This is a genomic window from Streptomyces sp. NBC_00385 (assembly GCF_035917155.1).
GTDB lineage: Bacteria > Actinomycetota > Actinomycetes > Streptomycetales > Streptomycetaceae > Streptomyces > Streptomyces poriferorum.
Genome location: NZ_CP107951.1, coordinates 6,231,341 through 6,252,003, shown reverse-complemented (window position 1 = coordinate 6,252,003; position 20,663 = coordinate 6,231,341). Strand labels below are relative to the sequence as shown.

23 protein-coding genes are annotated in these 20,663 nt (G+C 68.4%); 9 read left to right on the top strand and 14 right to left on the bottom strand.

Annotated elements, in window-relative coordinates; genetic code table 11:
• Positions 1-15 precede the first annotated feature (15 nt).
• From OG959_RS27905 to OG959_RS27895, 3 genes are all read right to left on the bottom strand, one after another.
• Positions 16-2,172, bottom strand: a complete 2,157-nt coding sequence (locus OG959_RS27905; protein ID WP_326662847.1) for a tetratricopeptide repeat protein — start codon at positions 2,170-2,172, stop codon at positions 16-18.
• Complete coding sequence (locus OG959_RS27900; protein ID WP_326662846.1) at positions 2,169-2,579, bottom strand: hypothetical protein; 411 nt, start codon at positions 2,577-2,579, stop codon at positions 2,169-2,171. The genes OG959_RS27905 and OG959_RS27900 overlap by 4 nt, the downstream gene beginning before the upstream one ends.
• A gap of 537 nt (positions 2,580-3,116) precedes the next feature.
• Positions 3,117-4,400 carry a hypothetical protein gene (locus tag OG959_RS27895; protein WP_326662844.1) on the bottom strand — a complete coding sequence of 428 codons (1,284 nt, stop codon included), beginning with the start codon at positions 4,398-4,400 and terminating at the stop codon, positions 3,117-3,119.
• A gap of 199 nt (positions 4,401-4,599) precedes the next feature.
• Here OG959_RS27895 and OG959_RS27890 point away from each other — a divergent pair, with 199 nt between their 5' ends.
• Entirely contained in the window at positions 4,600-5,220 is a 621-nt protein-coding gene (locus OG959_RS27890; protein ID WP_326662842.1) for a L,D-transpeptidase, read from the top strand.
• Between the two features lie 149 nt (positions 5,221-5,369).
• On the opposite strand, the gene OG959_RS27885 is transcribed toward OG959_RS27890, so the two are convergent.
• The 9 genes from OG959_RS27885 to OG959_RS27845 all read right to left on the bottom strand — a co-directional run bounded on the left by OG959_RS27885 (position 5,370) and on the right by OG959_RS27845 (position 12,488).
• On the bottom strand, positions 5,370-5,594 hold the full coding sequence (locus tag OG959_RS27885; protein ID WP_326662840.1) for a hypothetical protein: 225 nt from the start codon (positions 5,592-5,594) through the stop codon (positions 5,370-5,372).
• Positions 5,595-5,875: 281 nt separating this feature from the next.
• A complete protein-coding gene (locus tag OG959_RS27880) occupies positions 5,876-7,645 on the bottom strand; it encodes a relaxase/mobilization nuclease domain-containing protein (protein ID WP_326662838.1) in 1,770 nt (589 codons plus the stop codon).
• A complete protein-coding gene (locus OG959_RS27875; protein ID WP_326662837.1) occupies positions 7,645-8,310 on the bottom strand; it encodes a plasmid mobilization protein in 666 nt (221 codons plus the stop codon). Before OG959_RS27875 ends, OG959_RS27880 begins: the two co-directional genes overlap by 1 nt.
• Positions 8,307-8,531, bottom strand: a complete 225-nt coding sequence (locus OG959_RS27870; protein ID WP_326662836.1) for a hypothetical protein — start codon at positions 8,529-8,531, stop codon at positions 8,307-8,309. The genes OG959_RS27875 and OG959_RS27870 overlap by 4 nt, the downstream gene beginning before the upstream one ends.
• Before the next feature lie 102 nt (positions 8,532-8,633).
• A complete protein-coding gene (locus tag OG959_RS27865) occupies positions 8,634-9,758 on the bottom strand; it encodes a DUF2637 domain-containing protein (protein WP_326662834.1) in 1,125 nt (374 codons plus the stop codon).
• The gene (locus OG959_RS27860; RefSeq protein ID WP_326662832.1) at positions 9,755-10,321 is read right to left on the bottom strand and encodes a WhiB family transcriptional regulator; all 567 of its coding nucleotides are present in this window, start codon (positions 10,319-10,321) and stop codon (positions 9,755-9,757) included. Before OG959_RS27860 ends, OG959_RS27865 begins: the two co-directional genes overlap by 4 nt.
• A gap of 112 nt (positions 10,322-10,433) precedes the next feature.
• Complete coding sequence (locus OG959_RS27855) at positions 10,434-11,141, bottom strand: ATP-binding protein (protein WP_326662830.1); 708 nt, start codon at positions 11,139-11,141, stop codon at positions 10,434-10,436.
• Positions 11,141-12,163 (bottom strand): hypothetical protein, encoded by a 1,023-nt coding sequence (locus OG959_RS27850; RefSeq protein ID WP_326662828.1) that lies wholly within the window; start codon positions 12,161-12,163, stop codon positions 11,141-11,143. The genes OG959_RS27855 and OG959_RS27850 overlap by 1 nt, the downstream gene beginning before the upstream one ends.
• Position 12,164: 1 nt before the next feature.
• Entirely contained in the window at positions 12,165-12,488 is a 324-nt protein-coding gene (locus tag OG959_RS27845; protein WP_326662826.1) for a transcriptional regulator, read from the bottom strand.
• A gap of 402 nt (positions 12,489-12,890) precedes the next feature.
• Between OG959_RS27845 and OG959_RS27840 the strand changes: the two genes are divergently transcribed.
• The 4 genes from OG959_RS27840 to OG959_RS27825 all read left to right on the top strand — a co-directional run bounded on the left by OG959_RS27840 (position 12,891) and on the right by OG959_RS27825 (position 15,805).
• Positions 12,891-13,319, top strand: coding sequence for a helix-turn-helix domain-containing protein (locus OG959_RS27840; protein ID WP_266412440.1), 429 nt, complete (start codon positions 12,891-12,893; stop codon positions 13,317-13,319).
• Positions 13,320-13,813: 494 nt separating this feature from the next.
• On the top strand, positions 13,814-14,047 hold the full coding sequence (locus OG959_RS27835; RefSeq protein WP_326662822.1) for a hypothetical protein: 234 nt from the start codon (positions 13,814-13,816) through the stop codon (positions 14,045-14,047).
• A gap of 4 nt (positions 14,048-14,051) precedes the next feature.
• Positions 14,052-15,224: an MAB_1171c family putative transporter gene (locus OG959_RS27830; RefSeq protein WP_326662820.1), complete on the top strand. Its 1,173-nt coding sequence runs from the start codon at positions 14,052-14,054 to the stop codon at positions 15,222-15,224.
• On the top strand, positions 15,221-15,805 hold the full coding sequence (locus OG959_RS27825; protein WP_326662818.1) for a phosphatase PAP2 family protein: 585 nt from the start codon (positions 15,221-15,223) through the stop codon (positions 15,803-15,805). The genes OG959_RS27830 and OG959_RS27825 overlap by 4 nt, the downstream gene beginning before the upstream one ends.
• Positions 15,806-15,928: 123 nt before the next feature.
• Here the strand turns inward: OG959_RS27825 and OG959_RS27820 are convergent, their stop codons facing one another.
• Positions 15,929-16,816, bottom strand: a complete 888-nt coding sequence (locus OG959_RS27820) for a phosphotransferase family protein (protein ID WP_326662816.1) — start codon at positions 16,814-16,816, stop codon at positions 15,929-15,931.
• Complete coding sequence (locus OG959_RS27815) at positions 16,813-18,204, bottom strand: helix-turn-helix transcriptional regulator (protein ID WP_326662814.1); 1,392 nt, start codon at positions 18,202-18,204, stop codon at positions 16,813-16,815. The genes OG959_RS27820 and OG959_RS27815 overlap by 4 nt, the downstream gene beginning before the upstream one ends.
• A gap of 175 nt (positions 18,205-18,379) precedes the next feature.
• Between OG959_RS27815 and OG959_RS27810 the strand changes: the two genes are divergently transcribed.
• From OG959_RS27810 to OG959_RS27795, 4 genes are all read left to right on the top strand, one after another.
• Positions 18,380-18,853 carry an ATP-binding protein gene (locus tag OG959_RS27810; RefSeq protein ID WP_326662812.1) on the top strand — a complete coding sequence of 158 codons (474 nt, stop codon included), beginning with the start codon at positions 18,380-18,382 and terminating at the stop codon, positions 18,851-18,853.
• Between the two features lie 39 nt (positions 18,854-18,892).
• Complete coding sequence (locus OG959_RS27805; protein ID WP_326662811.1) at positions 18,893-19,345, top strand: DUF6415 family natural product biosynthesis protein; 453 nt, start codon at positions 18,893-18,895, stop codon at positions 19,343-19,345.
• A 335-nt stretch (positions 19,346-19,680) separates the two neighbouring features.
• Positions 19,681-19,881, top strand: coding sequence for a DUF5999 family protein (locus tag OG959_RS27800; RefSeq protein ID WP_030881369.1), 201 nt, complete (start codon positions 19,681-19,683; stop codon positions 19,879-19,881).
• Positions 19,882-20,282: 401 nt separating this feature from the next.
• A complete protein-coding gene (locus OG959_RS27795) occupies positions 20,283-20,543 on the top strand; it encodes a hypothetical protein (protein WP_326662809.1) in 261 nt (86 codons plus the stop codon).
• The last annotated feature ends 120 nt before the right edge of the window (positions 20,544-20,663 follow it).

Below are 20,663 nucleotides of genomic sequence, written 5' to 3'. Positions count from 1 at the left end.
CCGAACCACCGCGAGTCAGCTCGGGTCCGGTGACGTTGCCTCCGCCAGGGAACGCCGGTACCGCCCGAGCTTGTCCCGGATTCCCCTCGTCCACGGGTGCTCTGGACCGAGTACCCGCTCGCGCCATTTCCTGACGATTTCCGCCTGTTCGATGGCTTCACGGTCCTCGCCGACCGCGTGCAGGACGTTGCTGAGCAGGCTTCGTGCCGCCAGCGTGATGGGGTAGCGAGCTCCGAACCGGCGTTCGTGCGCCGCCAGCGCACGGCGGGCCGACAGCAGTGCTTCGGCGTGCTTTCCGGTGTTGAGCAGCGCTCCGGCGCAGTTGAGGTCGGCCGACAGTGTGATCGGGTGGTCGGGGCCCAGCTCACGGCGACAGTCGGCGACCACATCCGGTCCTGCCAGTGCCTCACGGTCCAGGTCCGGACCGGGAGGCAGTTCGAGCAGACATGCCCTCGCCTCCAGCGCCAGCGGGTGCCATGGGCCCAGCAGCGCGGCTCGCCCGGCGACCGCCCGGTGCATCAACTGCACGGCTTCCGTCACTCGATCGAGCCAGACCAATGGTCGGGACAGATGGAGGCAGGTGGTCAGGGTGTCCAGCGCCTCGGGACCGCAGACCCGTTCGAAGTCGTCGAGCAGCCCGCGGTGGAGATCCGCAGCCGCGTCGAGGCGCCCCAGACGATCGGTCGCCTTCCCGATCCGCTGCCGCAGGCGCAGCGCCAGGACGTGATCGTTTCCCAGTCGTCGTTGCACGAGGGCTGTCGCCTGTTCGGCCGTGGCCAGCGCAGATGCGTAATCGCCGGAACGATGCTGGGCCGTCGCCAGACGCAGGGCGCAGGTGGCAGCTGACTCGGCGGTGCCGATCGTGATCTCGGGCCAGGTCATGACGCGGCGAAGCAGTGCCAGGACATGGGGGGTGAGGGGGGTGAGCAGGCTGTCGCGCAGGCCGCGTTCCGGGGATGCGGGTAGGGAGTGCAGGAGAAGTCCAGCCGCTGCGGCGGCGAGTTGGTCGCGTTCATCGGCCGGGGTGACGCGTGCGACGCTGTCGAGCAGCACTCCGTGCGTACGCAGGCAGCGGATGTCGCCGGGAACGAGTTCGGTGAGCGAGTGGTCAAGCAGCCCCCGAAGCGCCAGTTCCACCCGGTCTGCGGGCAGGGTCAGGTCGAGCCGGATGTTGGCCAGCAGCGACAGGGGCAGCGGGTCGTTCGACCAGCAGGCCAGCAGGCGCAGCAGGGTGACGGCCTCGGGCAGGTTCTGCCCGGCCAGGGAGTTCAGCGAGAGCTGCCACGTTCCGCTGACCAGGTGGCGCGAGTCGTTGCCCGCGTCGAGGGCTCCCTGGTCGATCAGTTCGATGGGATCCGGACGCTCCTGCAGACGGCGCCCGTACTCCTCCATCGTCCAGGGGTCGATCACCTGGTGGGCCAGAAACCCGCCGGCCAGAGTCAGGGCGAGCGGCAGGCGGCCGAGGCTGTCGGCGATGGCGGCCGCGTCCTCGGCGGAACCCGTTCCGGGGGCGAGGTCGCGCAGGACCTGGGCCGCCTCCTCACGCGGCAGGACATCCACGTACAGCAGTTCGGCTGCGGGCCACCAGTGGCCGGCGGCCTGCCGTGTGGTCACGAGGACGGTTCCGCGCGGGCTGGTGCGCAGCCATCCGCCGTCCCGTAGCACCGCTGGGTCATCGGCGTTGTCCAGCACCAGCAGCCAGGGTGTGTCGGACCGGTCGAGGTGGTCCCAGACCAAGTCTGCGGCTGCGCGTAAGCCGTTGCGCGCAGCCATCAGTTCGCCGTCGCCGGCGCCGCGGTCTGCGGCCACAGCGAGCATCCCGGCCCGTAGGGATGCCTGATCGGAGGCGTTGACCCACAGGCCCAGGCGTCCGCGTTCCCGGATGGCGTGTTCGAAGAGTGCGCACGCCACGGCTGTCTTCCCGCATCCTCCCAGGCCGTGCAGGACGAACACGGTGCTTCCGGCGCCCTCGCTCACCGCCTCCCTCAGTCGCCCGATGAGTTCGCCGCGATCCCTCAGGATCGCCGGTGCTCGGCCGATGGGCGGATGCCGCACCGAGTCCGGGCCGGCCCAGGCGGCGCCGTGATGGTGGTGCTCGGTGATGTGTTGGTCACCGGAAGCCTGGTAGACGCGCCCCTGATCAGTGGCACGGCCGTCGTTGCGGCCGGTCACCGCTGGTCGACGTTCAGGTCACGGCCGGCCTGGTAGACGCGTGAGCTGCCTGATGCGGTCGCACGTTGGGTGACGGTCGGGATGGCGGGTGTGCCGGGGTCGAGTTCGGTCAGCAGAGAGCGCAGTTCCGCCACCAGTTCGGGGTGCGCGACGAGGAGACGGCGAATGCGGCCCTGCCACTCCGCCGCGATCTCCCGCTCGGTCTCCTCGTCACCACTGCTCTGCGCGCCCAGGAGGTCCCGGCGCGACGTGTCGAGCTGGGCGCCGACTTGCTCCTCATGGCCCGGCCGGACACGTCGCCACAGACCGACCACGCCGTTCCGTACGCCGTTCCACGTATCGGTCGCCAGCAGCGTCGCGATCGTCGTCCCGGCGGTACCCGCTAAAAGCGCGATCTCCGCGTCCATCCTTTGTCCTCCCTCGATCCGGCCCGGGTCACAACTCTATGGAGCCGACGCGGTGCCAGTACACCGGACTTTCAGCGACATTTCGCGCCGCTCTCGGCCCACTGACACGGACCTACCGCTCCCAGTCGTCACCCGGCTCGCCACCGAATCCCCAGACTCCCTGTCGGACGCATCCGCCTCCACCGGCAGCCGACTTCCCCCGCCGGCTGGAACGTCACCGCCCACCTGAGCCTGGCCACCACCGAGGTACGCCTCACCTCCTGGCCCGCCGCACCGGACGACTGGCCGCGTCTGATCCACCCGACTATCCACGAAGTACTCGGCCTGTGCACCGCCCTCACCATCGCGACCGCCACCCTCGACCGCTCAAATCAACTCGCCCATTACTAACCGGAAGGACGCCCGCGCCGAACAGGCAAGGGCGGCCTTGCCGTACTCGGTAAGGCGAAGCGCGCCACGGAGCGCCGAACGTCGTCCATCACCTCGCGTGGTCCGGCCGTCATCGGCCTCGTCCTGGCCGCCTCGGTCGGGCTGCTTCTAGGATTGGCCGGCCCACACTGGATTACCGGCTTCTTGCACGTGCAGGGTCGGTGAATGCTCCCGGTATGCCCACTGTGTCGCCCCGTACGGTGTTACCCAGGCTTTGGCCTGGAATGCCTGAATGGGTGTCAGCGCAGCGGTGCAGGTGTCAAGCGGGCTGATTCGAGTGGCCCTGGCTGGGATGGTGATGGTCGCCGAGGTTCCCCAGGGAGCGGGGCAAGTCTGCTCCACGGAGGCTTGGACGTAGGCGAGTTTCGCTTTCACTGTCATCGGCTTGCCCGAGGTGTTGGTGAACTGAACGAGGAAAGCCATCGTCGCCTCGTCGGTGACGATCAGGCATGGCTTCCACACCACCGTCCCCGCGCTCCGCTTTCTTCCGCATCGGCGATTCCCGTTCAGGCTGCCTGACACGGCGGAGGTAACAGCGTTGGGACCGGCGGCATCCATGGCATGCGCGCTCGGTGACGCTGACCTGTCCGGGCCCCTGCCAGCCGTGGTCGGCGCTTCTTCGCCCGGCCACGCCCACAGGCCGATCGACACAGCCGCCGCGGCGGTGAGTGCTCCTGCCCCGATCCACCTCCTCCTCGCCGGGCACGATGTCCGGTCGGTGATGCCCGCCGCCACGATCACGCCGGTTTCCGCCTCAGCCGCAACTGCTGCGCTGGGTGCCCCGGGCGAGACTGCAATGGTGACGGGTTCGACCGGCAACAGCTCGTGGAGTTCCGGCTCGGTAACTGCCGTCGATTCCACGTTCGCCTGGAGTGCGACAGGTTCTGCGGGGCTTGGTTCAACGGCTTCGCTCGATGCGACGGCTACGGAAAGCCCGATGGATTCTCCAGGGCTGATCTGCCCGGGGGAATGCAGACATCTGCTCTCCCCAATCCGGCGGCGCCACCCGCGTCCAGCTGTCTCCTGAAGCCTGTGTGCCAGATCGGCGATCTCCCGGCCAATCATTGGCAACCGCTCCGCATTGCCGGGTGCATGCAGCTTGAGCGCTCGTGCGATAGCCGCACTGTCCTCCACGCTGGGAAACCGGTTGTGCTTGGTGCCGGGAAGGAGTTGCCTGCGGCCGCGGAGCCAATACGACAGTATTGGCCCGTCGATCGGCGCACGCGATGTCCACTCTGGTGTAGCCCGCTCCTGCTCCAGCGCCCTGACTAATACTTTCCGTGCCGGCCTGTCCTTGGAGATCGGCTCCCCCACACACACTGCCCATGCATCCAGTGCCTGCACCAGGCCGCGCGCGAGGTCCGCGAACTCATCCCCTGGTTCCTCGGTCATCGGCTCCCTTCCGACGGACTCTTCGTTGCAGTGCAACGAAGAAACAGCAGGTTACGGAGGTGCAAGTTGCGCTGCAAATCCCTGATTCTCTTGCACTGGTGTTCTCCCGATCCGGCTACGGCACAGTCGGTTCCGGCGGCACGGAGCATCCGACCGCTGTCCCCAACGAGGGTCGAAAGTATTAGGGAGAGTCGACACCATGAACAATCTCAAGAGCGTTATCGCGGCAGCGGCGGCCACGGCCGTACTCGCCACTGGAGTGGTCACCGCGATGGCCGCGCCGGCCACTGGCACCCCGTCGGCTCGGCACTCCGCTGCTGCGGCATCCCGCGTGGCCCTCGTGTTCGTGAAGAACGCAAAGGACCCGTCCAACTCAACTTTGCAGCTCTGGAACGGAAGGGACCGCATCGCCACGTACCGGGCTGGTTCCGGGCTGGGAACGGCCGCCAACTACAATACGAATAAGGGCAACAGCTACCGGAATGACTGCACGAGCAAAGCCGGGTGGCTTCCCAACGGCACGTACAAGCCGACCTCCTTCGAGACCGGCCGGAACAGCGCGATCAAGGGCTACGCCATCGGCCTGCCGGACACGAAGTGCCGCACCGGCAAGGTCAAGCGCACCGGACTGTTCATCCACAGTGAGATGACGAAGGACAGGAAGCAGGGTCCGCGCAACGGTGCCGACAGCCCGCAGCGCTGGGAAGGCGTACAGGACTACAAGTCCTACGGCTGCATCAAGCTCCACCCCAGCCACATCGCCCAGCTCTTCAACTACATGAACAAGCATGGGCGTGCTGTCTTGCTCACCGTGCGCTGACCCGCCGGCAGCCCCGGCCCCCGAACGGCCCGCTCCGGTGTTTGCGAGGTGCTGCGACGCCGGAGCGAGGCGTGGTCACGGATGGGCTAGTCGAGTCGGACGAGGTTCAGGGTGGAGCGCTGACCCCAGCGGGCCGCGCAGACGTGAGCCTAGTCCAGGTAGGTGCCGGCGAAGGTCCCATCAAAGCCGAGCGCAGCGAGACCGTGCTCGATGCTGGGGTACGTGGTCCCGTCTGGGATGTCTATCAGGGCGTCGAAGTCGGCGCGGCTGATCTCGGGTTCGAGCCACTGGTTGCTGCAGCGGCAGACGATCCAGACGTTGCGGCCGTGGTTGATGAGCAGCCAGTCTCGTCGGGCGTTGCAGGCTGTGCACATCGCCGGGATTCCGCGAAGTGCCAGCTCGCGTGGGTGGTTGAGGCAACGTGTCACGCCGGGGCCCTTGGGTGGCTGTGTCTCGTACTCGTGTTGCAGCAGCGGATCGGTTCCGGTGGGAGGGGTGGGCTGCCCGGGTGTTGTCGGCTCTGTGGGGCGGTGGGTGGTTCTGAGCACGAGTTTCATCTTCCGGTCGGGGTCCTTCTGTTTTCATCCATAGCGGCTGGTGGGGTCGGTTGTCCACGGGTTTCGTGGTCTCCGGCGGGCCGGAGACCGGACTCTGATCAGCGGCGCGGTGGGCGGCTGCGGGGGTCGGAGGCTGCGGGGCGGGATGCTGCCGTGGGTGCCGTCCGGTTGATGGTGTGGTTGGTCGCGGTCTTGGGTCGGCTTGTGCTGGCCTGCGGGCGACGGGTCGCTTCGCCTGGGTGTGCGGGGAGTTGGGCGAGTCGGCGTAGGCGCCAGACCAGGACGTCGTTCGTGTTCTCGGCAGTGTCGAGTTCGCGCATGTCGATGGCCTGCTGGAGAAGGACCTTGGGGTCATGGCCCGCCTGCTCGGCCTGGGCGAGGGTGGCGGCCAGGGCATCGGTCTTCGTCGACGAACTGGTCGCTCGCCGCTCCTCGTTCGGCAGGGCTGCGCGGATGGTGGCCTCGTGGGTTCGGCGTTCGACTTCGGGCAGGGCGCGGCCTTGGTCGCGCAGTGCCCGCATGGGCGTGGCGGCAGCCTGGCGGTAAGCGGCTCGTAGGTGCTCGGCGGCCTGGCGGGATGCGTGGGCCTGCTGGGCGTGGCCGCGGGCGGAGTGCCAGTGGGCGGCGGCGAGGGCGACGAGGACGAGGGTGGAGAGGAGCATGGCGGTGGTGCCGCCGTCCTCGCCACGGCCGAGAGCGCTGCCGGCCTGGATGATGCCTCGAGCCGCCGTGCGGATCGCCCGGGTGTCGGCGTGCTCTGCTCGGACGTGACTGCGGGTGGCACGCTCGAACGCCCTGGCGGCGGCTCCCAGTTCAGCGCGTGTGGCGACCGGGGAGGTCTGGGCGACCGCGTCCAGAAGTTCTCCGACGCCGACGAGCTGGGCGGCGGCTTCGTCGTCGTCGCTGTCGAGGAGGACGGCGGCACGCTCGGCGATCCCGGTGGCGCTCCGTCGCTCTCGGGCGGGCGGGGACCAGTTGGGTCGTCCGTCGGCGGTCGAAGGCGTTGTCCGCTCGGCGGTACCGTCGGCCAGCCGGAGGCGGATCTTCGGAAGTGACAGGTCAGGGGCCAGTTTGGAGCCGGGGTACCAGACCGGTTCACCATGGCGGTTGCGGTCACCGGGCAGGGCCACGTTGTATCCGAGCGCGTCGCCGGACGGGGCGTGGCGCATTTTCACGCGCAGGCCCGCCTCGTGGAGTCGGGTGAAGAACTCCTTCTCGTCGTCCGCTCCGGCAAGGGCCTGGCGGACGGCTTCGCGGAGGGTCTCGCGGGAGGTCTCGGGGCGGCCGGTGCGTTCGGCCTTGAACTTCTCGGCGCTGGTGGGGTTTTTCGCTGCGGTGCCGTCGCCGGCGTTGAGGCGACGCAGGCCCATCTCCTCCTCGATGCGGCGGCATTCGGCCTGGGCCTTGTTGAAGTCGTAGTTGAGGCGCGGGTTGCGCAGGTCGCCTCGGACGAGGGTGGCGACGATGTGGATGTGGTCCTCCGCGTGGCGGACGGCGATCCACCGGCATCCGTCGGGATCACCGTCGGGGGCGATGCCGGTGGCGTGGACGATGCGTTGGGCGACGGTGTTCCACTCCTCGTCGGAGAGTCGCCTGTCGCCGGGGGCGGTCCGGACCGAGCAGTGCCACACGTGCTTGGCGGGTGCGCGGTCGCCGGCCTGCTTGACCCGGAGGTCGAGGGCGGCGGTGAGGCGGGCGAGGGTGACTTTCGGATCGGGGTCGGGGCTGGTGTCGCGGCCGGGGTCGGGGGCGAAGCCGTCCCAGGAGCCGACGAGGTGCGCGTCGCTGTGCTCCTCGCGCCTGCCGGGGCCGTAGAGGTAAATGAGGAGTCCGTGGGTGCGGGAGCCGCGTCCGATGTCGGGAACCATCACAGCCGCCTGTTCACCAGGTCGTTCGCCGCGTCGTCGAGGCGGCCAAGGAGCCGGATCAGAACGCTCAGCGCGTGTTCGAATTCGTCGACGCCCGGGCGGCTGCCGCTGTTGAGGACGTAGGCGATCTGGTTGATGTTGTTGCCGATGCGGGCAAGCGCGGTGCGCAGCGCAGCGAGTTCGTCGATGGCCGCGTCGAGCCGGTCGTTCCTGTGCACGCCGGCGGGCCCGCGGGCGGCAGTCAGGCCGGCGGTGGCGAGGAAGCGGGCGACGGTGATGCCTCGCTGCGCGGCAGCGGCGGCTATCTCGGCTTTCTCGTCGTCGGAGAGTCGGGTGGTCGTCTTGCGAGTGCGCTCGCTCGGGTTGCGGGTGCGGCGGCGCGGTTTGCGGTCGGGGAAGGCGGGCGTGCTCGGGCTCGGCTGCTCGCGGTGGTCGTCGTGTTCGGCTTCTCCCCTGGTGACCGGCGCCCCCTGGTGCCGGTTGCACGGCTGGTCCCCGTGCGCCCTCGCCCGGGGACCAGCCGGGCTTCCCCCGCCCTCCTGGGCGGGGGCAAGTGCGTACGACGGGCCGTAGGACCGTCGTACGCGATAGCTTGCTCCGCCAGGAGCCGTCGTGGGGTCACGCTGCTGTCCGGACGTGGGGACTGCCGGGTCGTGGGCGCTCACCGGGTCGTCTCCGGGTTCTGCTGCCGGATTTCGAGGACGAGTTCCTCGATCCAGTCCATCGCGAGAACCGGGTGGTGCAGGGTCCAGGGGCGGGTGTGCGGGGTTCGTTGCACGGTCCAGGTGTTGTCGGGGGTGGACTTGGCGCGGTGGAGGTGGCCGTGCTGGTGCAGGACGGCCAGCCAGGAGTCGACTTCGGCGGGGGTGGCCGGTTGGGTGCGCATGAGGTGCTCTCCGCTTCGCTTGGGGAGGGTGTGGGGGTACGTGTCCGGGGGCGGGTGACCTGCCGGGGTGTCCGGCTCGGTCACCCGCTTCGGGCTGTCCGGTCAGTTCCGGGTGGAGGTGACCGGCTGTCCGTGCTGCGCGCGGAGCTGGGCCATCAGGACGGTCAGCGTGTCGCTGGAGAGTGGGATCTGCTGACCGCGGATCGCCTGGGCGACCACCTTGCGGGTCAGCTTGTCCTCGGCCCTGACCGCTGACCGGGCGATCTTCAGCAGCTCCTCGGTGTCCGGGTCGGACCGCCGGTCACCGGCCGTCCGGGCGCACCGGTCAGCGACCGGCGGCGGAGTGACTGGCTGACCGGTGACCGGCTCGGGGCTGCCCCGGTGACCGGTGACCGGCTCGGGGCTGCCCCGGTGGCCGGTGACCGGCTCGGTGCCGGCCGGTCGGTCAGTGGCCGCCGGGGCGGTGGTCGGCTGTCCGGGCAGGTCAGCGGCCTCGTCCGGCTGACCGTGCTGACCGGTGCCCGGGGCACCGCTGTCCGCCGGGGCGCTGTCCCCGGTCAGTGACCGAGGGATCGGGGTCGGCTTGTCCGGGGACGGGTGCGGCCGGTCGGTCAGGGCAGTGACCGACTGTCCGGCGCTGACCTGACCGGCCTTCGACTGCGGCTGACCGACCCGGTCAGTCCAGTCGGCCCGAGTGACCTCGCCGTCCTCGGGCCGGTCAGCCTGACCGCGGTGACCGGAGAGACCGACCTGACCGCGGTGACCGAGGTCCTCGCTGTCACTATCCTTGACCGACCCCCGAGCTATGAGGATGTAGAGGTGGACAGCCCCGGCCAGTGCGAGCGGTGCGATGGTGGACAGCACGGCGACCACCGTGTCCCCAAGCCGCAGACCGGTGACCGAGCCGATCTCCTCGTTGAGCCTGACCGCGTGCAGCGCGTTGGCCCAGATACTGGCCGCCGTCGCCGTACCGAAGAGCGTCCATACATAAAGCCGGGCGCGCAGAGGCGCGTCGCGCAGGACCAGCAGGGCCCGTACGCCGTAGGCGATGAACCCGTCGATCACCAGGGGGAAGAGGTAGGTGAGGAAACCGCGGATGTGGATGGCGACGGCCATCTGCTGGAGGGCGTCGTACGACAGGGCGCAACCCGCGCCGCCCAGGGCGATGACGACCGTGCGGTCCCAGCCGGTGATGTGCGCCGTCCTCGGCGCGTGCGTGTTGGTCATGCCGCGGTCCCGAAGTCGACGCGACCCAGGCGCTCGCCGTCGGTCACGGGCGGCTGGACGGTCTTCGTCGCCGGCTCCAGGTCGCGGTGTACGAGTGCCCGGCGGGTCTCGCGGTACAGCTTCTGGGCGTGTTCCTCGGTGATCTTCAGGAGCCAGGCCAGGCGCTGTTCGGTGAGGCCGTGGCGGTAGGCGGCCTGGACGACCGCGCGGCGTTCGGCCTTGGTGAGGTGGACGTCGCGTCCGGCGATGGTGGCGTTGACGCGGCTGTAGTCGAGACGGTGGGCGAGCTTCTCGTGCAGCGGTCGGCGCTCCTCCTCGGTCAGTCCGCCCCGGATGCCGTCGGTGTCGTTGTTCTCGAGGGCGGCGTCCAGGCAGGCGCGCCGCACCGGGCACTGGCCGCACAGCGACTTCGCGGCGGTGATCTTGGCCGTCTCGTCGGGCTCGGGGAAGAAGATTTCGGGGTCCACCGGGTTGTACTCGGTGGACTGGCAGACGGCCTCGTCCTGCCAGGTGTGATCGCCCAGGGACCGGTGGTGGGCAGGGCTAATCGTCGTGGTGGTCATGCGGGTTGCTCCGATCGCTCTCCGCGCGCATGGGGCGTCGGCGGAGAGGTGCGCTGGGTCGTGAGGTGCATGGGGCTGCGCGCTGAGGGCGCGTGGGGCGGCCAGTGGTGGGTCAGGCTGCGGTGCGGTGGCGTCTGCGGTCGACCGGTTCGAACTCGACCCGAGTGGTCATCTGGGCAAGACGGGAGGTGACGCGGTCGCCGAGGTACGCCTTGAGGTCCTTGATCGCCAGGTTGGTGGTGACCAGGGTCGGGAGCATGTGGTTGTAGCGGCGGTTGATCAGCCGGTACGTCACTTCCTCGACCCACTCGGATGCCTTGGCCGCACCGAGGTCGTCGATGATCAGCAGCGGCACCCGGCTGTAGGCCGCCAGTTCCCGCTCGCTGTCGACGCCGGGGCGGGGGCGTAGGTCGGCGTAAAGGTCGGCGGCGGTGGTGGCACGCCAGCGCACGCCGATCCCGTTCTGCACCAGGAGGCGGATCGCGCCATACGCCTGGTGGGTCTTGCCGGCGCCGACGACGCCGGCCATCAGCAGGCTGGGTCCGGTGGCGACCTGCCGCCGGGCTCCCGCGCTGGGGACGACGGCCGCTTCGGTGACCTCCCGGATCCAGGCCAGGACCTGGGGGTGGTCGGCGATGGCGGCCTGGTAGCGCGGAGGCATTCCGGCCGGCAGGGCGTCCAGCGGCGAGAAGGGCTCGGGGTCGTCGGCGATTGCGGCGACGGTGGCCGGGTCGATGTGCCGGGCGGCCAGAATCCGAGCCATCCGGTCCAGGGTGCCCCCGCCGGCGAGGGTCTGCGGTTCGCGGTTACGGGTGCGCATCACAGCTCCTCGGCGTAGGCGGCTGCAGCGTCGGCCGGGTTGGTCCACGCCTGGTGAGCGGGCACGTGAGGCCAGCTTCCCGGCCGTGCCGAACCACCGGGCCTCGCGTTCATGGCCTCGTTGACCATGCTGGTCAGCACGCTCGGGTGCTTGGGGTTGGCCGCGAAGTTCCGCAGCCCAGCCCGGATGTGTTCCGGGGCGATGCCCTCGGCCAGGAGCTTCTTGGTGATCCGCCCGAGGTGCCCGATCACGTCGCTGGGCGGACGCTCCTCGCAGGCAGCGATGTACTCGCCGACCAGCTGATTGGCCGAGACGGTGTCTGCGGGCGCCGTGCGCCCCGTAGGGAAAGAGGATCCAGGATCCAAGATCCTAGATCCAGGCGCCGAGCCCTCGGGGAGGCTTCGGGGAAGGTTCAGGGAAGCCTCGGCGAATGCGTCCTGACCTGCGTTTTTCGCGCCCGTGTGGTGATGGGCGCCGACCGTGACGTCAAGTGGGTCCTGCTGGCCGGTGGGAGGCCCGCCTGCGGGGCCGGGAGATGTCGCGGCGGCCTGGGCCGGCAGATCGAGGCCTCGGGGAGTGTTCGGCGAAGCCTCGGCGAACACTCCGGGAGAAGTAGGGGACGGCGCCTGCGTCCGCTCGGTGCAGGTGCCCTTGCAGGGTGCGCACCGGTGGGCGGCTTGGTGCTGCGGGCAGGACGGCAGGCGGGACTGGCTCGGCTTGTCGATCTTCTGGTGCTCGGACCAGGTGACGATGTGGAGGTAGCGGCGGCCGTCGCAGCCGGTGTACCGGCAGACAAGGCCGGCGTTCGCGAGCTGCTGGAGGTCGTCCTCGACATGGACCGAAGTGTGCTCGGCGCGCAGGGGCCAGAGCAGCCCGGCGATGATCGCAGCGTTGTCGCGGTGACGGCCATGATCGTCGGCCTGGGTGAGCAGCCCGAAGAAGGTCCGTTCGGCCTCGACGCTCACTTCGGCGAGCGACTCGGAGGTGAACGCCTCCGGCTTGATGGTGCGTATCCGTGCCATGTCAGCGACCCCGGCCGGCCGCGAGGTCGCTACGGATGAGGGTCGCGTCGGCGAGGTCGAGGATGTGCGGCCGGGTCCAGTCCGCCTCCGGCCAGACCCGCAGGATCCAGCGGGCCGCGACCCTGGCGGTCGTCCGGCTCAGCGCCACCGTCTCGCCGGCCTCGCCCTTGGCGCTGGCGTGCGGGTGCGGCCAGGCCTGGCTCGGGTCGGTAAGGCTGACGCGGATGGTGACCGCGCCCGGGATCATGCCGGTGAGCTGGGCGGCAAGACGGTGCTGGCGGCCGGTTTCCGGGCAGGCCGGGATTCCGCTCGGCGTGGCGAGCATGCGATACTCCGTTGTTCGTAGGAGCGCGGTGCGGTGGTTCTCCTGAAAAAGCCCGCCGCCCGCGAGATGTGAGTCGGCCCCTCTGGGGCGCCGGCCTGGCGCTCCGGGAGTTGGTAGCTCCCGGGCACTGGGCCCCTCTTCCTTCCCTGCCTCTTCCCTCTCGTTCGTTGCCGCAGCGCCGGTAGGCGATCTGCTGGGACCAGGACCATAGGGTGAGCCTCGTTACAAGTCCACCTCTTGCACCTGCCCTGACCAGGCAATCACCACTCCAGTGGATTAATGCGCGATCAACATACACCGCAATCGCGAACCTTCGTCAACCACAGTGTTGCCATTCGGTACGATCGGACACGTAGCACCACCGAAGTGGATGGGCTCACCCGCGCAGCGAAGGGATCCGGAATGACCACAGAGCGGCAGTTCGCGGAACTGCTCGACCGGCTCTTCAGAGACATGCACCCCAAGGGGCGAGGGCCGTACACCTACGCGGAGGTGTCCGCCGGCATCCGGGAGAGCACGGGGACATCCATCTCGGCCAGCGCCATTCAGCAGCTCCGGACCGGCTCCAACCGCAACCCGAAGCTGGAAACGATCAGAGCGTTGGCCGCCTTCTTCGGCGTACCCCCGGCGTACTTCTTCGACGCCAAGGAGTCGGAGCAGATCGAAGCCGAGCTGGCCCTCCTGACGACCATGCGGGACGCCGACGTCCGCGCCGTAGCCCTACGCGCCGCCGGCCTGTCGACTGAAACGCTCTCGACGATCAGCGGATTCATCGAAAGGGCGCGCGCGCTGGAGGGGCTTCACGACGACCCTGCGAAGCCGAACGCGTGACGGTTGTCACCACGCAAATTCAACACCGCGAAGATCGACGCCGAAAAAATGCACTATGCACCATTTTCGAGCTTGATCAACTGACACCCAATCAACAACAGCCATTCCTTGCATTCCCCCAGCCCATTCGCGCGTGATCACTGTCGTATCGTGATTCGGCCGAAGAACGCTTCGGTATGACATCGAACCGGAGCAGCACGTTGAACCTGCGCAGTCACTTCGGTCGGGTGGGCAGTAGCGCGGCAAAATCCCCGAAGCACAAGGGCTTGCTCGCCACGACAGAGATCCCCGACCCGTTTGACGTACAGACTTTCTGCGAGATGCTGTCTGCACAACGCGGACGCCCCGTATACCTTCACAGCACTCCGGGAATCACGTCCAGCGGAGTTCCCTGCGGGGCCTGGATCGCCACGGAGCGGGCCGATCACATTTTCCACGAGGAATCGACTTCCCCGCTTCATCGCACACACATCGTCCTCCACGAAGTAAGTCACATGCTGCTGGAACACACTTCGTTGCAGGTTGAACGAATGGCGCATCTCTTCAAGCGGGTTGACTCATCAGCCGTGAAAAGTGTGCTCGGGCGGGCCAGTTACAACACGGAGGATGAGCGAGCTGCCGAGCAGCTCGCCGACCTCCTTGCCAGGAAAGCCAACTTGTTCTCCCCGAACGAGACCCGAAGCAACCCCGTCCTGCAGCGCCTCGACGACGCGCTGAGTGACTCCTGATCCGATGGCTTCCTTCATCCCCGCAGCCCTGCTGTGGATCGTCACGGTGTGGCGCACGCCGGCCGCCTGGCGTGTTCCGGCGAAGCGCGCTCTTTGGGTAGCGTTCTTCGCACTGTCCATAGCCATGACCATCCGTCCGGACGACGTCTCATCGGCTCTGGATTCCTGGTTGGGGATCCACAACGTGGCGACCCTGTGCAAGCACCTGGCAGGCATCACAGCCGCCTACGCCGTACTGACCTTCGTGTACGACGTGGCACAGGAGCAGGCCACCTCGCTCCGCGGATCACGTCCGCGCATCGCAGTCCCTCTTGCCGCAGGAGTCGGTCTGACCCTGCTGTTCTTCGCCGCTCCGCAGCCCGGGGAAGCCACCGACCTTCTCACCGACTTCGCCGACGACTGGCGTATCGCCGTCTACGGCGTCATCTGGTCCGGCTACCTCGGTACGGCTCTCATCAGTGCCACTCGACTGTGCTGGCGATGGGGTCGCCTCCCGGAAGCCGGCCTCCTGGGGCGCGGGCTTCGGATCACCGGCATGGGGACGGCTCTGGGGATCGTCTACGCGGGGCACCGCGTACTGGCCTTGGCGCTTCGTTACTTCGGCTTGACGCCGGTATCCCCGCGGACTGATGAAAACATCAGCAGCGCCTTCTTGTTCGGGGCGTTGGTCTTCATCCTCGCCGGAAGCACCTTGCCGGTCGTCCGTCGACTCCACCAATGGGGCCGTGCCCATCTCGCTCTCACGCGGCTCTACCCTCTCTGGCTCGAGCTCACTTCCGCCGTCCCTTCAGTGCGTCTCGATCCACCGCGCAGCAGGCGAGCGGATGCTCTTCTTTTCCGCCACACACGCGGCCGCCTGTATCGACGGGGGATAGAAATCCGAGACGCGATTCTGGATCTCGGGGACCATGCTTCCCCGGCCCTACGTTCCGAGGCCGCACGTTACGTCGCGGAGAAGGGCCTCATAGGCGCCCAGGCCGAGATATACGCCGAGGCGTGCTGGATCGCCAGCGCCAAGGAGGCGCGGGAAAACGGCGACGCCCGCGCGGGTGAGCACACAGCCCCTGCCAGTGGCGGTAAGGACCTTCACAGCGAAGTCGAAGCTTTGAGGCACCTGGCAACAGCCTACGAATCAGCACTTGTTCGAGAATTCTCCTCAGCCCGGAGTTCAGGATGAAGCTCACTTCAACTCGTCTCGCCCGCATAGTCACCGACGCCCTCGCACCGGCTTACCTCGTCATAGCCATTCTGCTGATCATCGGCTGGCACAGCACCGGAAGCGCCGAAGGGCTGGCTTGGGGACTCCTCGCCGCGTTGTTCTGCGGTGGCATTCCCATCGCCATCATCTTGTTCGGTGTGAAACGCGGATCCTGGACGGACAAGCACGTCAAGGTCCGGTCCCAGCGCGCCATCCCACTCACGGCGACCATGATCTCGGTGCTCGTCGGCATCCTGATCCAGGTCGTCTTCGACGCTCCCCGTGAGCTCTTCGCCCTGGTTATCGCCATGCTCGTCGGCCTGGCCGCCACCATGGTGGTCACCGTCTGGTGGAAGGTATCGGTGCACACCGCCGTCGCCGGCGGGGTGGCCACGATCCTGACGCTCGCCTTCGGGCCGGCCCTGGCCGCCCTCGCCCTTGTCGTCGCCGCCGTCGGATGGTCCCGTGTCCAGCTCCGGGACCACACCGTCGCGCAGACCATCGTCGGCGCTCTGCTAGGCGGAGTTGCCGCTGCCGTGACGTTCGGGCTTCTCAGGTAGCGCGGTGTCGGTGAGCGGGCCGGCCTGCACAACTCGACGAGTGCGAGGTGCGGCATCACGCCGCTGACGCGGGGCCGATTCGCCGCCGAACTGACCCTGGCGGCATGTCGGCGAGCGTCCTGATCAGAGGATTCCCGTCCACGTCCACGGCCGCGGACCGGATCGACCGCGCAGGCAGTCGATCCGGTACTGCGCTTGGCTGATCCATTCTTCGTTGCCAGCCGCGTGCTGTGCGGCGTATGTCGCCATCCGCAGCTCCCGAGCGCGCGCGAGGATGGGATAGCCCTCCCACGCCGTGACGTCGTGGCCGTAGGTCGCGCAGAACTGGTCGTACTCGCGCATGGTGACCGCGCCAGTGGTCTTCGCCCGCACTGCGGTGGATACGAGATCCCACTCCGGAGGCCCCACGGAGAAGCGCTCCAGGTCCATCATCAGGACCCCGTCGGCCGTGCGGACGAAGTTGCCGGGCCAGGCGTCGCCGTGCACAGCCCGGTCGGGGAGGCCGGCCGGCCGCTCGGCCCAGGCCGCTGCGAGGTCGCGGTGGAGTCCGTGCAGCCACTCCCTGTCGTCGTCGCGGATCGTCGTGGCTGCTTGGAGTCGTTCGCCGACCCGGACGAAGGGATCGAGGTACCCCAGCTCTATGCCCGGCATGGGCAAGGAGTGAAGCTGCGCGAGGAGTTGGGCGACGTCTTGAACGGAGCCGTGCTCCTGCGGCGGGAGTTCCGCCCAGAAGGTCACCGGCCTACCGCCCACCTCGACCGGCTGCTCCACGCCGACCAGGCGAACAGCCGCGACGTTCTCCCGGGCGAGCCAACGCGCGACGCGCACCTCACGGGCCGCCGCAGCGCTCTGGCCCGCCCGTGATATCCGTACGATCACCCGCCTGCCCGGGAGCCGCCATATCTGGTTCTCGGCCAGCCGTAGCGGTTCCGCCCCGGCGGATTCCAGTCCGACCACGGAACATGCCTGCTCCAGGACGTGACGCGCAGGGGCGGCTGCCTCAGAAGTCATGCGGAAACCGTAGCGGCGATCCGATCGCGCAGCCCGAGAGCCTCTTGGACCGTCTGATGCTTCGAGGCGAAGCGACCGAGCTGTCGTAGGTCGTCGGCAGCGCGGCGGGAGGTGAGCCGGCCCACCTCGTCCAGGGCCTCGTGGCCGAGTGCCGCCGCCTGGCGGGGGTCACCCTTGGCCATGATCAGGGAGGCCAGTTTGGTGCGCGAGATCGCACGGGACCGCTTGTAGGCGTCGGTGTGCCCCTTCACTGCGGTGCCGAATCGGCGGGCTGCCCGGCCCGGGTCCTGTCCGGCGAGGATGGCGAGATCGAACAGGGCGTGGGCTGTGTCCCCGTTGTGCTGCGCCTCGTCGTAATAGGCCATCCACGGCGCCTCTTCGGCAGGCCGGGCCCGGGCGAACGCTTCATCCGCGGCGCCGACGGCCGCCATGGTGTCACGCACGTTGCCCATTTTCCCGAAAGCCCTGGCCCGTGCCGCGTGAAGCATCGCCTGCTCTGTCGCGGACAACCGGTCGGCGCGTACGAGTCCCTTCTCGGCGTAGGTCAGGCCGTCGTCGGGGGCTCCGATCCATACGGCCTGCCGGGCGAGGAACGAGTACGTCTTGGCCCGTAGATGCCAGTCGCCGGCCTCCTCGGCGCAGTCCGCTGCGAACCGGAACGTCTGGGTGGCGTCATCGTGGTGGTAGGCGTCGAACGCGGAGGCGCCCACCACGATCCCGAGTCGCGACACAGAGGCGAACAGTTCGGTTCGCAGGTGCTCGGGAACCTGGGCCTGGAGGAGGCCGGCCGACCACTGCATCGCTCGGCCGGCTACGTCACGCACCATGCCGCCGCCGCCCAGCTCGTTGTCCATGCCGCTGATGGCGGTGGCTGCGGCCAGGACCTGGTCGACGTGGCCGGGGTTGACGTTCGCCGGGAGAGTCAGCTCGGCGGGGGCGAAGATCTCGGTGAGGTCGAGGGGCGCGATGGCGGCGAGGCCACCGAGTTGGAGGAACGAGCGTCGAATCACGGGCTCATGGCTCCCAGGGCGAAGAGTCGGTTCGTCTCTGCCCAGGATGCGGCCTGCCGGCACCTGAGCGAGCCTCTCCCCTCTTCCCGTGGATGTCTTATCGGCATCAGCGCGCTTTCTGTCGGCATCGCGGTTACCGAAGGCCATCGGCCACGCCCGGTCGAACAGCCCTCCCGTACGGAGGACATCATCGAGCCGTTGAGCCACGTCGCGCCGGCAGCTTGGATATTTCCCCTTCTCGATCGACAAGATCATGTCGTCGCTGACCTGCACCAACCGCCCCAGTGCCTTGGCCGACAGCCCTTGCTCCAGGCGCAGGTTGCGCAGCTCGTTGCCGAACCACTCCTGGGGGGAGGCGCCCGGATCGAGCTGCTTCATTGGCTGCGGCATGTTCTGTCCCCGAAGTCGTTGATGCCGAACTTCTCATCTGTCGGCATCAGGCTCTGCACGCTCTCGGTGCGCTCTGCCTAAATGGTTGCTGACCGGTTCCAGTCCAGTACACACCGCAACCCACCCCTGCTGAAGGGGTTCTGGCAGAACGGAGGAAGCAGCAATGGACCTGCTCATCGGCGCCCGCGATCGGGACGCTTCTGTTCGAGCCACGTCCAGAAGCGTGGGCGGTCAACTCGACATGAATTTCGAAGTCCGGGCCGAAGATCTGGGAACCGTCAGGGGCATCGTCGCGGCGCACCTTTGCTGGTGGCGCGTCGACGACAGCACTGCGCACCGCATGCTGACCGTGGTCAACGAACTGATCACCAACGTCTTGCAGCACACGGTGGCGGACACCGATGGATACCGGATGGCCAGCCTGCTCCTCCAGAAGGTGCCGGACGGAGTCACCGCCGTCGTCCGCGACCAGGACCCTTGCCCGCCCGTATACGCGTCTCCGGACCCCCTGGCCGAGGAGGGGCGCGGGCTGTTGTTGCTACGGGCCCTGGCCGACGACACGTCCGTATCCGTGACCCCAGGGGGCAAGGACGTGTGGGTCTTCATCGGAACCCCGGAAACCCCCGAACACTTCTAACCCCCCACGGCCAGCACTTGGCCCTCTACAGGAGTTCCGATGTCCCTCACCGCTCTGGTCCCGGACAACGACGTGGTTCCTCCGCCGGCCGACGAGCCGAGCATCCCGCAGTGGACACCTCCACTCGATGCAGAGGGCTTGAGGTCCGTCCTGGAGCGGATCAAGGACTGGAGTCCGCTAGATGTCGAGGAAGTCTTCGACGACCTCGACACGGCAATCGGCAATCAGCTGCCGTCGGTCACGACGACCGGCGCCTTGATCGACCGCCTCCGCAGCCACTTGAAGCAGCTCAGCGACATCGCCCTCGCGGACGAGCAGTTTCCGCCCACGCGGGCGATGGTCCAGCTCGCTGAACGAGGGCTCCCCTTGAGGGGCGAGCGAACGCCGGCCGCACATCGGCAGGCTGTCGGCCTTGCACGTCGCCTGGCCTTCGTGACCTCCGACCTGGTCGAAGAGCTGATCGAAGCCCGCTACATCACGGGGGCGGAGTGATACACAACCCCAGCGCCGTTCAGACACCCGTCGTGACCGCAACGGCGGCAGCCCTTCCGCGAGACGCGTACGACTTCGGCTCGTCCTGCCCGGACGCCTGCCCCGTTCCGGACGCCCGCCCCGTTATCGAGTGGGGAGAGAAGCCACCGATGCTCCGGGGCGACCGCAGCGTCACCGCCCTTGGTCGGCTTCTACGGCTACAGCGAAACAGCCATCACCGACTTCATGCAGCGGCGCCCCACGACTCCCTCTTCGGCCATCTCCGTTCCGTGTTCCCCCACGGCACCGTAGCCCGCCGAAGAGGGCCCGACTTCCCACCCGAGAGGACGAGCACCATGTGTGCGCACAATCCGCCGTGCCCCGTGGCCGAGGCTCCCGACAGGGAGGCGGCGCGCCCCGTCACGCACCGCCCTGAGCAGGGCTGGAGCCTGCTGTGCAACGGAGTACTTCTCTTCGAGGACACGGGCGAACTCCTCCCCGACGGCCGTGTGATCGCCCCGCACCGGTCCCTCGACAGGGCGAGGGCAGCAGCGTGAAGCGGTCCAGCGCAGCACCGAGACTCGTCCCGTACATCACTTCCCGGGAGGGTGAGTACGGTGCGCTGGAGTCGGAGCTCACGCTACGCACGAATGTCTTCGGCGCCGTACGTCTCGCTTACCACGCCGAGACTCCGGCCGATCGTGGGCCGCGCGGTGAGCTGTGGGCCCGGTGTTCCCAGTCGCTCAACACTGCCGGGAAACCGACAGGCAAGCCGCAGTGGCGCTTGGTCAACCCCGCCCGGCAGCGGGCAGCCATGCAGCAGCTTCGCTGCCAGATCAGCTTCTGTCCGGCCGAAACCGCCCGTGGGTACGTCTTCCTGGCCGGAGCCGCGGAAGACCCGTCTCATCGCCCCTGTGAGCCGGTGAGGACGGCCCAGCCGCCAGTGTGCCTGGAGCACGTGCGACCGGCCGTCGAGCTGTGCCCGCATCTACGGAAGGGGCACGTCGCCTTCCTCGCGGGGGCGACATCGGTCTGGGGTGTCATCGGCTCCCGATACCGCCTCACCGCCACCGGCCTGGAGCCGCTTCCTGCCGAGGACGACGACGCGCCCGTGGCTTACGGGCACTCGCAGTTGGACTGGTTCCTGGCAAGCCAACTCGTGCGCGAACTACACGACTACGAGGTCGTCGAGCTGGACGACCTCGTACCCGCCGCATAGACGGCCGCCCGGCGGTCCTGAGTGGTACAGACGGGACTGTCGGGCGGCTCACCGCCGGCGCGCGAGCGCTCACACGTCGCCCGGCACGACACCGCCGGACTTCGGCGGTCCGCGAGAACG

What these genes read in the sequence shown, in the direction of transcription:
- OG959_RS27900 (WP_326662846.1), bottom strand. Translation starts at nt 2,579, where the DNA reads ATGGACGCGGAGATCGCGCTTTTAGCGGGTACCGCCGGGACGACGATC.
- OG959_RS27895 (WP_326662844.1), bottom strand. Translation starts at nt 4,400, where the DNA reads ATGACCGAGGAACCAGGGGATGAGTTCGCGGACCTCGCGCGCGGCCTG.
- OG959_RS27890 (WP_326662842.1), top strand. Translation starts at nt 4,600, where the DNA reads ATGAACAATCTCAAGAGCGTTATCGCGGCAGCGGCGGCCACGGCCGTA.
- OG959_RS27885 (WP_326662840.1), bottom strand. Translation starts at nt 5,594, where the DNA reads ATGTGCACAGCCTGCAACGCCCGACGAGACTGGCTGCTCATCAACCAC.
- OG959_RS27880 (WP_326662838.1), bottom strand. Translation starts at nt 7,645, where the DNA reads ATGGTTCCCGACATCGGACGCGGCTCCCGCACCCACGGACTCCTCATT.
- OG959_RS27870 (WP_326662836.1), bottom strand. Translation starts at nt 8,531, where the DNA reads ATGCGCACCCAACCGGCCACCCCCGCCGAAGTCGACTCCTGGCTGGCC.
- OG959_RS27865 (WP_326662834.1), bottom strand. Translation starts at nt 9,758, where the DNA reads ATGACCAACACGCACGCGCCGAGGACGGCGCACATCACCGGCTGGGAC.
- OG959_RS27860 (WP_326662832.1), bottom strand. Translation starts at nt 10,321, where the DNA reads ATGACCACCACGACGATTAGCCCTGCCCACCACCGGTCCCTGGGCGAT.
- OG959_RS27855 (WP_326662830.1), bottom strand. Translation starts at nt 11,141, where the DNA reads ATGCGCACCCGTAACCGCGAACCGCAGACCCTCGCCGGCGGGGGCACC.
- OG959_RS27850 (WP_326662828.1), bottom strand. Translation starts at nt 12,163, where the DNA reads ATGGCACGGATACGCACCATCAAGCCGGAGGCGTTCACCTCCGAGTCG.
- OG959_RS27845 (WP_326662826.1), bottom strand. Translation starts at nt 12,488, where the DNA reads ATGCTCGCCACGCCGAGCGGAATCCCGGCCTGCCCGGAAACCGGCCGC.
- OG959_RS27840 (WP_266412440.1), top strand. Translation starts at nt 12,891, where the DNA reads ATGACCACAGAGCGGCAGTTCGCGGAACTGCTCGACCGGCTCTTCAGA.
- OG959_RS27835 (WP_326662822.1), top strand. Translation starts at nt 13,814, where the DNA reads ATGCTGCTGGAACACACTTCGTTGCAGGTTGAACGAATGGCGCATCTC.
- OG959_RS27830 (WP_326662820.1), top strand. Translation starts at nt 14,052, where the DNA reads ATGGCTTCCTTCATCCCCGCAGCCCTGCTGTGGATCGTCACGGTGTGG.
- OG959_RS27825 (WP_326662818.1), top strand. Translation starts at nt 15,221, where the DNA reads ATGAAGCTCACTTCAACTCGTCTCGCCCGCATAGTCACCGACGCCCTC.
- OG959_RS27820 (WP_326662816.1), bottom strand. Translation starts at nt 16,816, where the DNA reads ATGACTTCTGAGGCAGCCGCCCCTGCGCGTCACGTCCTGGAGCAGGCA.
- OG959_RS27815 (WP_326662814.1), bottom strand. Translation starts at nt 18,204, where the DNA reads ATGAAGCAGCTCGATCCGGGCGCCTCCCCCCAGGAGTGGTTCGGCAAC.
- OG959_RS27810 (WP_326662812.1), top strand. Translation starts at nt 18,380, where the DNA reads ATGGACCTGCTCATCGGCGCCCGCGATCGGGACGCTTCTGTTCGAGCC.
- OG959_RS27805 (WP_326662811.1), top strand. Translation starts at nt 18,893, where the DNA reads ATGTCCCTCACCGCTCTGGTCCCGGACAACGACGTGGTTCCTCCGCCG.
- OG959_RS27800 (WP_030881369.1), top strand. Translation starts at nt 19,681, where the DNA reads ATGTGTGCGCACAATCCGCCGTGCCCCGTGGCCGAGGCTCCCGACAGG.